General features: G+C 44.3%; 13 protein-coding genes. 11 read left to right on the top strand and 2 right to left on the bottom strand.

Translation table 11 applies throughout. From position 1 onward, the window contains the following. Positions 1 to 376 precede the first annotated feature (376 nt). Together ACXACN_RS02205 and ACXACN_RS02210 are read right to left on the bottom strand one after the other, a co-directional pair. A complete protein-coding gene (locus ACXACN_RS02205; RefSeq protein ID WP_474961965.1) occupies positions 377 to 1,108 on the bottom strand; it encodes an STAS domain-containing protein in 732 nt (243 codons plus the stop codon). A gap of 238 nt (positions 1,109 to 1,346) precedes the next feature. After that, complete coding sequence (locus ACXACN_RS02210; RefSeq protein WP_474961967.1) at positions 1,347 to 1,505, bottom strand: aspartyl-phosphate phosphatase Spo0E family protein; 159 nt, start codon at positions 1,503 to 1,505, stop codon at positions 1,347 to 1,349. 608 nt (positions 1,506 to 2,113) lie between these two features. Between ACXACN_RS02210 and ACXACN_RS02215 the strand changes: the two genes are divergently transcribed. The 11 genes from ACXACN_RS02215 to ACXACN_RS02265 all read left to right on the top strand — a co-directional run bounded on the left by ACXACN_RS02215 (position 2,114) and on the right by ACXACN_RS02265 (position 12,580). Next, positions 2,114 to 3,475, top strand: coding sequence for a sigma-54 interaction domain-containing protein (locus tag ACXACN_RS02215; protein ID WP_474961969.1), 1,362 nt, complete (start codon positions 2,114 to 2,116; stop codon positions 3,473 to 3,475). An 87-nt stretch (positions 3,476 to 3,562) separates the two neighbouring features. Beyond that, positions 3,563 to 4,960, top strand: a complete 1,398-nt coding sequence (locus tag ACXACN_RS02220; RefSeq protein ID WP_474961970.1) for a YjiH family protein — start codon at positions 3,563 to 3,565, stop codon at positions 4,958 to 4,960. A gap of 97 nt (positions 4,961 to 5,057) precedes the next feature. Beyond that, on the top strand, positions 5,058 to 6,377 hold the full coding sequence (locus ACXACN_RS02225) for an aspartate aminotransferase family protein (protein WP_474961972.1): 1,320 nt from the start codon (positions 5,058 to 5,060) through the stop codon (positions 6,375 to 6,377). A gap of 182 nt (positions 6,378 to 6,559) precedes the next feature. Continuing rightward, on the top strand, positions 6,560 to 7,042 hold the full coding sequence (locus tag ACXACN_RS02230) for a DUF2975 domain-containing protein (protein WP_474961973.1): 483 nt from the start codon (positions 6,560 to 6,562) through the stop codon (positions 7,040 to 7,042). Positions 7,043 to 7,053: 11 nt separating this feature from the next. Continuing rightward, on the top strand, positions 7,054 to 7,266 hold the full coding sequence (locus ACXACN_RS02235; RefSeq protein WP_226588511.1) for a helix-turn-helix domain-containing protein: 213 nt from the start codon (positions 7,054 to 7,056) through the stop codon (positions 7,264 to 7,266). Between the two features lie 16 nt (positions 7,267 to 7,282). Further along, a complete protein-coding gene (locus tag ACXACN_RS02240; RefSeq protein WP_474961975.1) occupies positions 7,283 to 8,101 on the top strand; it encodes a DUF817 domain-containing protein in 819 nt (272 codons plus the stop codon). A gap of 83 nt (positions 8,102 to 8,184) precedes the next feature. Further along, positions 8,185 to 8,388 (top strand): hypothetical protein, encoded by a 204-nt coding sequence (locus tag ACXACN_RS02245; protein WP_474961976.1) that lies wholly within the window; start codon positions 8,185 to 8,187, stop codon positions 8,386 to 8,388. Between the two features lie 306 nt (positions 8,389 to 8,694). Next, a complete protein-coding gene (locus ACXACN_RS02250; RefSeq protein WP_474961977.1) occupies positions 8,695 to 10,656 on the top strand; it encodes a phospholipase D-like domain-containing protein in 1,962 nt (653 codons plus the stop codon). A gap of 164 nt (positions 10,657 to 10,820) precedes the next feature. Further along, positions 10,821 to 11,258 (top strand): cell wall hydrolase, encoded by a 438-nt coding sequence (locus ACXACN_RS02255; protein ID WP_474961979.1) that lies wholly within the window; start codon positions 10,821 to 10,823, stop codon positions 11,256 to 11,258. 165 nt (positions 11,259 to 11,423) lie between these two features. Further along, on the top strand, positions 11,424 to 12,056 hold the full coding sequence (locus ACXACN_RS02260; protein ID WP_474961980.1) for a hypothetical protein: 633 nt from the start codon (positions 11,424 to 11,426) through the stop codon (positions 12,054 to 12,056). Between the two features lie 80 nt (positions 12,057 to 12,136). Beyond that, a complete protein-coding gene (locus ACXACN_RS02265; protein WP_474961982.1) occupies positions 12,137 to 12,580 on the top strand; it encodes a GNAT family N-acetyltransferase in 444 nt (147 codons plus the stop codon). Positions 12,581 to 12,587 lie beyond the last annotated feature (7 nt).

Below are 12,587 nucleotides of genomic sequence, written 5' to 3' on the forward strand. Positions count from 1 at the left end.
GTGGTTCATCCCCCGTCACCTAGTAAACGACGGAAGGGTAGTTCAATGTTTAATACTGATGCGACCGTTAGTAGCTGGATGAAAGAAAGGGTGTTTACGGGAGATAGTTTTTTTATATCAAACGAGGCCTTGACTACAGTGTAATTACAAAAGGGGTGAGCCATCCAACTGAAATTAAGGTGTTCCATTGATACAACAATAATAGAGATGCAAGAATGCCATTCGCACGGGTTCCTTTTTATACGAGTGATCATTTCTAAGAAGTCAGGAGAAGACAACCTTAAACCCACCAGAAAATCCATGGAACTTTTGTCAGGATAAAGAGGGTACAAACAGAGGATTTGAGAAACGGAACAAGAAGAACGGCTTCTCCTTTTTATTGTATTTTGTACACCTCTTTTAAAGCTCCTTGTAAATTTGTGTAAAATTTCACTTTGAGCGTCGGAAGGTTTGAAGTCACCCATCTTTGGGATAGGGAGGGCTTCATCCCCGAAAGCGTCACCATGATACCCATAAGGGAAAGGGATTGAATGAGCTTGGATAATTTCTCGAAGAACACGATGTCTACCGTGCTGAGCGTTGAGCAGTCGATGATCACCCGACAGGCTTTCATGTGGGTAATGTTATGTAACGCTTGATCAAGGATGTATTGGAATTCAATCTGATCCATAATAGGATGCAGAGAAAGAAGAGCAACCCCATCAGATAACGGGATCACGTTCACCGACATGTCTTCCATCCATTTCTTCATTTGCTGTTCTTTCTCATAATAACTGGTCACATCATTGTATTCGACCATTGCACCGTAAAGGTTCCCATTCTCTTCTAGTACGCGTGTGCGAATCGATAAATACATATGATAATGGCCCCATTGATAAGGGATGGCATCAATTGTGAACTCCTCGGAAGTTTTGATGGTCCGTTCCACGAAACGGACTTCTTCAGGGGCATTAGGGAAGAGATCATATACACTTTTACCTATGACATTGTTTCTTTCTACTTGCAATAGACATGCGCCTTCATTATTGATTTGAGTAATTCGATAGTTTAAATCAATGATCATCACACCTAAGGACAGTTGATCAAATGCCTCGGTTCTTTGTGCCATGTTTTATCCCCCTATGAACTTAATTGATCAAAGGCTCTCCATGTTATAACTTCGATTTTTTAGTGTGAAAATCCTTTTTATATATTTATATAGTATTTATTAGCGCATATAGAGTTATATTTCCCTTATTTTCTAGAAAAAGGATAGAAAATGGAATGGAATACTTTTTTCTAATAATGATTGAGGAGAGTCTGATATTGTAAATGAACATAAAAAAGAGCCATCCAGGATGGTCTCTTTACGAAGGCATTTGTGTATCTAATTCATTTAATAGTTGATCTAGTTCTTGGGAAATCTTCACCAATTCTCCATACTCTACAGAATCAAAATAGGCCTGATACATCTTTTCTCTTACTAACTGAATTTTGTTTTCCAAACCCATGATGGTGGTTGGCATGTTTCTATCTCCTCTGATGGTCTGTTCTGACCATTGGTGCTGCTTTTGTCTGAATCACTGGTATATTCTTCATTTTATCATAACCTTTGGCTTCATCATACATATTCCCTTTGGGGTTTATAGGCTAAACGCATCCCGGCTGTTTTTTTAGAGACAAAATTCGGGAAGAACCCCTGAAATATCTTGTCGTTTATGCATAGAGCAAAGCGAGCCGCCCTCCTTTTGAAAGGCGGCTTTCTTTGATGACTTAAAATTCCTGGGAGGTGGCAGGGTCCTGATCTTTCGTTTGAGTTTATGTTTAAACTTTCCATCATTGGCAGGACACAAATGGAAGAACAGAAAAGGAGTGCATAGAGAAATTCCCTCGTCACTGAAAAGGTCATCCATTTTGCTTACGCGGGGAGAATCGTGGAGAAGTATAAGGGGAGCAATGGGTCCTGTTTTTTTCAGGGCACGAGATATGAAAAAATCAGCTCATGCAAATCAGACGTGAAGGGTGTGCTATACTAAGAGTGTAACTATTCAGAAATGAATAAAAATTCGTTGTTAACCGGTGTTTTTATGATAGGAATCAAGACTATTCATTTATGAATAGAGAGGGGGATTCTATGGCTGAGTGGTCAGAATATAAAACACTTTTGCATTCACTTCAAGAAGATATCCTTGTAACCAATACAGATGGAACGATTGTCAAAGTGAGTGAAGCGACAGGAAAAGTGTATGACGTCCGTGCGGAAGAGCTGCTCGGGAGGTCCGTATATGATTTGGAGAAGGAGGGGTTATTTACGCCTCTTGCTACACCTATGGTGATGGAAGCACAGGAAAGGGTGACGTTCGTTCAAACCGTCGGGGATGGAAAAAAGCTGCTCGTTACGGGTTTGCCTGTCTTCAATGATGAGGGAGAACTCATTCGGGTCGTCAGTTATTCTCATGATGTGACTGAACTGATGGAAATCAAAGCTGGCATGGAAGAAATGACGGTCGAGATGGAGCGTGTCCGTGATGAGCTGAACCGTTTGAAACAAGAGAAAGAAGAGGCGTTTATCGGCAAGAGCGAAAAGATGCGCAAAGTGCTGGCTACAGCGAACCAAGTAGCAGGAGTCGATGCAAATGTCCTTCTTCTCGGAGAATCAGGTGTAGGGAAAACAGAGCTCGCAAGAAGAATTCACGAAAGAAGTAGTCGGAATGACGGCCCTTTCATTGAAGTTAATTGCGGGGCGATTCCTGACAGCTTGTTTGAAGCCGAACTGTTCGGATATGAAGGAGGGTCGTTTACAGGAGCTACCAAAGGCGGGAAAAAAGGTTTCGCCGAAATGGCCCATAATGGAACCTTGTTCTTGGATGAAATCGGTGAGCTTTCCTTGCAGAATCAAGTGAAAGTTCTCAAGCTGATTCAGTCAAAATCTTTCTATCCTGTCGGTGGGCGTAAGGAAATTTATTCGGACTTCCGATTGGTCAGCGCAACGAATAAAGAGCTGGATCAAGCTGTGAATCACAAGGAATTTCGTGAAGACCTTTATTTTCGCTTGAATGTTGTCCCGATTACGATTCCCCCTTTGAGAGAACGCAGAGATGACATCACGCCGCTTATTCACTCCTTTTTAGATGAGTTCACGAATCGTTACAATCGAAAGCGAGTGTTAAGCAGAGAAGTGTTGCACCTTTTAAATACATACGATTGGCGTGGCAATGTGAGAGAACTCATGAATCTAATGGAACGTCTGGTGGTCACCTCTCCAAAACCGGTCATCCACCCGGTTGATTTACCTGATGGGTATCAAAAAAAAGTCGATACCTATTCAGAAATGAATAATTTTGATGAACCCTTGTCCAAAACTCTGGATCGAGTGGAAAAAGAGAGGCTGCAACAAGCAAAAGAAAAATTCAGAACGACGACGAAAATAGCCGAAGCTTTAGGGATCAGCCAACCAACAGTAGTAAGAAAATTAAGAAAACACAGAATAAAATGAAGAATTGGCATGATTCTTGCAATAAACTTGGTAAGGGATGAGAGGGATCCTTTGCCTTTTTTATTACATTATTAAGGAGTGGAATTGATGGAAGTGAAACAGACGGACGATTATGAAAAGATCCATTCAGATCCAAAACCTGACAGCTATCGAACCAAAAGGAATTTTCTATGGTTGATTATTCCTTCATTATTGGGTGTGTTTTTATTCTTATTTCCTATTCCATACGGAGGAAAGATTACGATTGGTGTCGGTGTGCTTGCAGAAACGATTCAGGCATACTTAGAGCCGGTTCTTCCCGGGTTGATGACAGGCATTCTCTTCATTTCTGCGGTTGTTCCGATTTTTGCGAAGATCTTTCAGCCCGCCATAATCATGAACAGCCCATTTCTGAAACAGCTCTTTTATATTCATCCTTTCTGGCTGAGCACTAGAATCATCGGGGCTGTGTTTGCCCTTATGACTCTTTTTGGAATTGGACCGGCTGTTATCACCTCAGATGTGACAGGAGGAACAATGCTCTATGCTCTTGTTCCTGTTCTTGCTGCCTGGTTCCTTTTTGCCGGTGTTTTAATGCCGTTACTCATGCAGTTTGGTTTGATGGACTTTATCGGTACGATGCTCCGCCGTGTGATGAGACCGGTGTTCAAGCTGCCGGGGCGTTCTTCCATCGATGCGCTTGCTTCCTGGATGGGGGCAGGGACGGTCGGTGTCCTTATTACTACGCAGCAATACGAGGAAGGGTACTATACGAAACGAGAAGCATCGATCATTGCTACCAACTTTTCCATTAACTCCATTGCGTTCAGTTTGGTCGTTATCAGTTTTATCGGATTGGAAGAGTATTTCGTGCCTTTCTATTTGACAGTTGTCGTCGCCGGTTTGGTCGCTGCGTTTATTTGTCCCCGCATCCCCCCTTTATCCAGAAAGGCAGATACTTATTACGAAGGGACAGGCATGCAAATCTCAGAAGATACACCTGAAGGGGTCTCTGATTTTCAATGGGGAGTCGATAAAGCGCTCCACAAAGCCTCCCAAGTAAAGAGTTTGAAGGAAGTAGGGAAACAAGGGGTTCAAACCGTGACGGATATTTATTTCGCGCTGATTCCATTGGTTATGGCGCTCGGAACCGTGGCCTTGATCATTGCGGAATTCACCCCCTTTTTTACGTATGTGTCCATGCCGATTGTACCTCTTCTTCAATGGATGCAGATTCCTGAAGCGGCACAAGCAGCACCTGCGATGCTGGTGGGTTTCGCTGACATGTTCTTACCGGCAGTCATTGGTTCTGGTATTGAAAGTGAATTGACACGTTTCGTTATTGCCGCTGTGTCCCTCACTCAGTTGATTTACATGTCCGAAATAGGTGTGCTTCTTGTCAAATCGAAAATACCGATTTCTGTTTTGGAATTGGCTGTGATTTTCCTGCAAAGAACCGTCATTACATTGCCGATCATTGTCGTCATTGCCCACTTCCTATTTTAAAACCAGTTGAAAATAAAAGGCGTGTCACCTCCAGCGTTTCATGGCTTTCTTATTCACCAGAGGTGCACAACGTCTATTTTTTTAGGGGGAATGAAAAATGAAACCATCCTTTGAAGAATTGTACGCGCGTTTGCCAGATTTGCTTGCACCCAGCATGGCGAAAGATCATCCGAATCTACCCATCGTTAAAGAGGAAGGGTGCTATTACTATGGAGCGGATGGGAAGAAGTATTTAGACTTCACGTCAGGAATCGCTGTAGCGAATACAGGGCACCGTCACCCGAAGGTCGTAAAAGCGATCAAGGAAGGGGTGGATCAACTCATGCATGGTCCGTCCGGTGTGATCATGTATGATTCAATTTTACGTGTAGCGGATCGGCTGCAAGGGATTCTGCCTGGTAACCTGGATTGTTTCTTCTTTGCCAACAGTGGAACAGAAGCCATTGAAGGGGCTTTGAAGTTAGCAAAATATGTAACGAAGCGACCTTACGTGGTTTCTTTTACCGGGTGTTTCCACGGTCGTTCCATCGGATCACTAGGAGTCAGTACGTCAAAAAGCAAATATCGTAAATTTTTACAGCCGAATGGCCTGACGTATCAGGTGCCTTATGCTGATCCCAAGGGCTGTCCAGATGGAGAAGACCCAGCCGAGTATTGTGTTGATCAGCTTGAAAAAGACATTGCCCTGTTGTTCGACCATCAAGTGACACCGGAAGAGGTGGCCTGTATCATCGTTGAACCGGTCCTTGGCGAAGGCGGCTATATTATTCCCCCGAAAGAATGGCTTCAAAAAGTGCGCGAAATTTGCGACCGGCATGGGATTCTTTTGATTTTTGATGAAGTACAGACGGGATTCGGACGGACAGGAGATTGGTTTGCGGCTCAAACGTTCGACGTGACCCCGGATATCATGGCAATTGCGAAGGGCATCGCTTCAGGCATGCCGCTTAGTGCCACCGTCGCTTCCAAAGAATTGATGAGCCAGTGGCCGATGGGGACACATGGAACGACTTTCGGAGGGAATCCACTCGCCTGTTCAGCAGCTCTTGCCACTCTGGATGTCATTGAAGAAGAGCAGCTGCTTCAAAATGCAAGAACGCTCGGAGCTTATGCTGTGGCTCGTTTGAAGGAAATCAGGGAGCAACATGCGGTGATTGGTGACATCCGGGGCGTTGGACTTATGATTGGAATCGAGATCGTGGATCCTGTGACCGGACAGCCTGATGGAGAAGGGATGATGCGTATCCTGGACTTGTCTCTTGAAAAAGGGGTGCTGTTCTACCTTTGCGGGAAGCACCAGGAAGTCATTCGGATGATTCCTCCACTGATTGTATCAAAAGAAGAGATTGATCAAGGGCTGGCTGTTTTTGAAGAGGCGGTTGTGGCCTATGAACAAGGATTAGCGGTAAAAGGTTAATATGGGAAATGAAAAGCACGGACCTCTTGATTTTAAGAGGTCTGTGTTTTTTTGTTTTATGGATGATTCGCAACACTACAACTCAATTTCAATAAAAATATATTCCTTTTTAATATATATTTATTGATAAACAATAAATGAGGAGGTATAGTGAAAGGAGATTATGAAGTGAGGTGGTTTTTATGAAACGTGGGTCTACGCTGTTTTTGAAACTGGCGGTCGTCTTGATCGGCCTGCCGGTCCTTGCCTTGTGTATCTTTTTTGTTCCTGAGTTTGCTGAGTATGCAGGGGTTCTGCTGTCCGATTTTCCAATGATCGAACCGGCCGTCTTTGTTTATATGTATTTGACTGCTGTCCCTTTTTATTTTGCTCTGTATCAAGCGTTCAAGCTATTGACCTATATCGACAACAACTACGCCTTCTCAGACTTATCGGTCAAAGCTCTGAGGGTTATTAAGTACTGCGCCATCACGATCAGTGTTCTTTACGTTGTACTCATGCCGGTGATCTATACGGTCGCTGAGATTGATGACGCGCCTGGTCTGATTGTTATCGGGATGGTCATCGTTTTCGCTTCTACGGTGATTGCCGTTTTTGCTGCTGTCCTGCAGCGGCTTTTACGAGAAGCGATCATCATCAAATCTGAAAATGATTTAACGGTCTGAGGTGAATAATCATGGCGATAATAATCAACATTGATGTGATGCTTGCGAAAAGGAAGATGAGTGTGACGGAGCTTTCCGAGAAGGTCGGCATCACGATGGCGAACCTCTCTATTTTGAAAAATGGCAAGGCGAAGGCTGTCCGTTTTTCAACGTTAGAAGCGATCTGTAAGGCACTGGACTGTCAGCCTGGGGACATTTTGGAATATCAGGAAGACGAAGAATAGGAGGGGCGGGGAGGATATGAGAGCGCTGAAACAACTCTTACACTTCGGTTGGGAGCAGGCATGGTCCTGTTTGTTTCCTGTTGTCATCTTCGCTTCGCTCGCGGTCACTCAGTTGGTACCGCTGCCGTTCTTCGCGAGGTATGACTGGCTGCTCCTCATCTGCCTGTTGATGCAATGGTGGATGGTTCGCTCTGGTCTTGAAACACGCGATGAACTCAAGGTAATTTCCTTGTTTCACGTGATCGGGCTTGCACTTGAACTTTTCAAGGTCCATATGGGTTCGTGGTCTTATCCTGAAGTAGCCTACTCAAAGGTTTTTGGAGTCCCGCTATACAGCGGCTTCATGTATGCGAGTGTTGCGAGTTACCTTTGCCAGGCGTGGAGAAGGCTGAGGGTGGAATTGGTGCAGTGGCCATCCTCGTGGTTTGTTGTGCCCCTTGCGGCTGCCATCTATTTAAACTTTTTCACCCATCATTATTGGATCGATATTCGCTGGTGGTTATCAGGACTGGTGATTGTGGTTTTTTGGAAGGCCTGGGTCCGGTATGAGGTGAATGGCAGCCATTACCGGATGCCCCTCGCGCTTTCATTTGTGCTGATCGGCTTTTTCATATGGATTGCTGAAAATATTGCCACTTATTTCGGCGCCTGGGAATACCCGAATCAGAGAGACGCCTGGAGTCTTGTTCATCTAGGTAAAGTGAGTTCCTGGCTCTTATTGGTGATCGTCAGTTTTCTCATCGTAGCTACGCTGAAGCGTGTCAAGAAAGGATCTTCAGAAAGTCGTCTGCCGGAAGAAAATCTAAACGAGGAACAATCTTTTGGCAACGTTTGAATTGTGATTGTGTGTAAGCTTGCTAGGGGAGCAAGGACAGTCAGGACTTTTGTTTCATAGAAAAAATGATGAGGAGTGTCTTGATGGGATTTTATTATTTATTCTTACTCGTTATCGGGATTGTACTCATTCTAATTGGAGCACTTAAAAAGGATGTGCCTCGTTCCGTTAAAATAGTAATTTTTCTATTTGTCATTGGTATTGGGTTAATAGTAATGTCGGTATCATTATTATTGCTTCCCGGTAGCTCTGACGTTATTGCTGAACTTTTGAAATGGGATGAATAACTTTCAATTTAGCTGAAAGCTCTATAAAGCCAAACAGAACTTCCAACTTTGCGGAAGTTCTGTTTTTTTATATAAATATCTACATGAAACGTTAATTGTGAAAAAAAGTGGGATACCCTTTTTTTCTATCCTCTCCATGAAAAAAGTAAAAAGGAGGAAAGATTCTATGTCTTGAGTTTCATTCATTCCTCAAACATTCAGGTCCTTGGATGCGTTTCGTGTAAATGATTCGTAAATTCAGAATTTACACTCTCCATTTATGGTACGTTGAGAATTGTGAGAAAAAAGTGAATGGAGGATGGAAACGTGAAGAAATGGAAACCGGGTTTTATAGCTGTACTTATTTTTGTATTAGGGTGGACGGGTATTCCTGTATCGCAGGTGACCGAAGCGGCAGGAACGAATGATGTTGTCATTAATGAAGTCGCCTGGATGGGGACGGATGTCAGTTATAACGATGAATGGATCGAACTGCACAATCCGACAGGGGCAGCCATTTCGCTTGAGGGATGGACCTTGAATGCAACGGATGGTTCTCCACAGATTACATTAACTGGGTCAATTCCGGCCGGCGGATATTATTTACTTGAGCGGACCAACGATTCGACTGTATCTTCTGTCAATGCTGACTTGATTTATTCAGGGGCGATGAGCAATTCAGGAGAAGTGCTTGAGTTGAGTGATGGGACGCAGATCATCGATTCAGTCGACGCCTGGTATGCGGGTGATAATGATACGAAAGCGACCATGGAGCGCATCGACCCCTCGGTTTCAGGAACAGATGCTTCCAATTGGCGTACAGCGACGGATACATATACAGAAGGACTAGGGACTCCTTCTACCAACACGACGACACAGGCGACAGGATGTTCCAGTACGGGCGAACATCTAAATAATGTCAGTGATGCTGCCGGCAGTATAAACGTCTATTTTAACAAGTGTGCGTACGATGACTACGCATCTTCTGGGAACGAAGCCAACTACAATGTAAATTTAGAAGATCGATTGATTCACCGCATCAATGAGGCGACGACGTCCATCGATCTTGCAACCTATGAAATCAATCTGCCAGGAATCATTGATGCCTTGATGGCGAAAGCTGCTGAAGGGGTGGATGTCCGAGTGATCGCAGATGCGAAAGATGGAAGCGATCCACACTATGCCGAGCGCTATCAAACGATGCGTTTGTATGTAGAGAAATTGGTCCGTGGACAAGACAATGTCATCGGAACAAGCGATGATACGTCTGTGTTTTCTGATTCAATCATGTTTGCTGTTGAAGATCAAACCCTCCGTCAGCAGTACGGACTACCGGCTTCAACGAGCGGGATGGAGCAAGTGACCGTAGAAGTAGGAAATGGAACAGAAACAGGATACAAGCTTGCGGATGCGGAGGAGAAAAGCGCAGGCAGCTATTATTCTCCTGGTGAGCAAATGCATAACAAGTTCGCTGTCATCGACGGGGAATGGGTGTTTACAGGAAGCTGGAATTTCACCGTCACAGGTCTTTATGGATCAGAGGAAAACATGCAGAATGATGTTCTTGAAGGGAATACACAGCATGTCGTTGAATTGAATTCGGCAGCCCTCTCTGACGTATTCAAGACCGAGTTTGATGAGATGTGGGGAAGTCAGGGCATGGACCCGGATCCTGCCGCTTCCAATTACCATGGTCGAAAAGTGGACAACACGCTTCATACGGTGAACGTCGGTGGGAAAGAAGTGGATGTGTATTTCTCCGCCGGTGATGATGCGATTGGGCAAATGACCTCTTTTGTGAAAAATGAAGCGGATTACAGCAGTTACTTTTCTATCTTTGCTTGGAGTGATCAAGCACTTGTCGATGAATTGAAGTACAAGTGGGAAGGTTCTTATAACGACTTGGAAGGAAGCTTAACCGGTTTTGATGTGCGCGGCGTCTTTGATCAGAGTTTCTGGAATCAATGGTGGTCGGCGTCGATTGAAATGACGGGTCGCACAGCAAGTCAGTCTTCAACGAACAACCCGAATGTCCGTTGGAATCATGCGGCTCCTGTCTATGAAGATGCTGAAGACCGTAAGATGCATGCCAAAACAATGTTGATCGATGCCACCCATCCGACGAGTGATCCGACTGCGATTGTCGGCTCAACGAACTGGAGCACAAACGGAAACGAGATCAATGATGAGAACATGTTGTTCATTCATGATGCCGATGTGACGAATCAATTTCTGCAAGAATTTTATGCCAGGTATGAAGCAGCAGGAGGAGAAATTCCAACTCCTTAAATGAATCGGAGTAAAGGTTCCTTGGCTATCGCGAGCCAGGGAACCTTTATTGATTGGTTCTATTTTATCGGTCCATTGCTTAAGCGGGGGAGTCCAATAGGGATTATGCATAAATCATGACATCTTCACCCACTTCATTCATACAATATGTTGGGGTGAGGAAAATGCCAAGAGTGAAATATACAGATTCAGATGTGGCTTTGATGGCCCGGATGATGCGGGCAGAGGCGGTAGGTGAAGGGAAGCAGGGGATGCTGTATGTCGGCAATGTCATCGTGAACCGCGCGTCGGCGGACTGTCTCGACTTCACGGATGTAAGGACCATTCCACAAGTGATCTATCAAGTGCAAGGTGGGAATTATTCGTTTGAAGCGGTCCAGAAGGGCAACCTTTTCTATAACCGGGCGAGGTCTACAGAGAAAAGGCTGGCAGAAAAGAATCTGAAATTCTGGCGGGAGCACCCGGCTAAGTATGCGTTATGGTATTTCAATCCAAATGCAACGTGCCCACCGACTTGGTTTGGTCAGCAGCTGACAGGGCGATATAAGAATCATTGTTATTATGAGCCTGTAGCTGGAACATGTGCTAGTGTTTACCGTTAGGAAAGCGATTCAGATCGTTATTGAATGACACGAGAAAGACGCAATCCTTCTAATAGGATTGCGTCTTTTGCATGTTTTATTTGAGTAAAGCAAGGGAATGACAGTGAAACCAAATCTTTCCAGTATTCGTAGAAGGTAGAAGACAACCATACAGGAGGTATGATTATGATGGGCATGAGAGTGAAAATCACAACCGTAACGTTGGCCGTAAGTTTAGCGGCTGGCTGTTCCGATGCATCCACATCAGAGAACAATGAAGAAGAGAAGACAGACCAAGGGATGGTTGAAGAAGCACAGGAAAATTCTGACGAGGTGTCTGATGGTGAGGAACATAAGAAGAACATCCGAACATATTTGGAACTCGAGTTCACGGGTCCTGATGAAGAATTGTCTGAAGCGTATGCGTTGTTTTATGCTGATGAACCACAGGACGGAAGCAAAGAAAAGTTCGAGGAAGGGGCAAGGAGAATGGAAAGGTATCTAGAAGAAAATTATAAGCCTTTGGTACCGGAAGAAGACTTCAGAGCCTTCTCGAATGGATACGCTCTTGATCGAACCCGGAGCGCTTTCTTTTCCGGATATCAAATGGAGCCGAAGAATATAAAGGTCGAGCAAGTAGGCAGTCCTGAAAATCATGCGTACATGTATGAAGTAGAAGTACAGTACAGCAAAGATGGGGAGACCAATACGACAAAAGTTTCTGGTAGAATAAATACCAATGACAACGGAGAGATTATCAAGATTACCCTTATTGATAATGGGAAATTAGATGAAGCGTTGTCTCCTGAAAGAGGATGAAATCTTTTTGAGGAGTCATCCACTGACTACAGGGAAAAGTCGGGTGTGAAAGCAGGGGGAGTTTAGAAGGAGGGAGTCTGTTGGAATTCAAGTTCAGACCGATCCAGTTGGATGATGTGAAACAAATCCATTCATGGAATTATGATGGTTTCATAGAAAAAGTAATGATGACGCCTTATTTTGAGTCTTTCGATCTGAAGGGAGAGTTACGTGGTCCTGGGGGTTGTGAGGGGTATGCCGCTCTTCTGGAGGATGATGTTGCTGGGTTGTTCGAGTTTACGAAGGATGACCGTGTGATCTGGATTGGGCTTGCTTTACGACCTGATTTAATAGGCAAAGGGTTAGGCGATGCATTCGTCAAGCAGGGGATAGCATTTGGCGTACAGCACTACGAACAAAACATAGAAGAAATACGCTTGGAAGTGGATGTTGAAAATAAAGCAGCCATACGTGTTTACGAAAAAATTGGCTTTTCAAAGATGGAGCAAAAAGGCCGTGACCTTAAGATGCAGTTGATTTTGTAAACGCCTA

Source organism: Halobacillus sp. AWM4_238 (assembly GCF_056158265.1).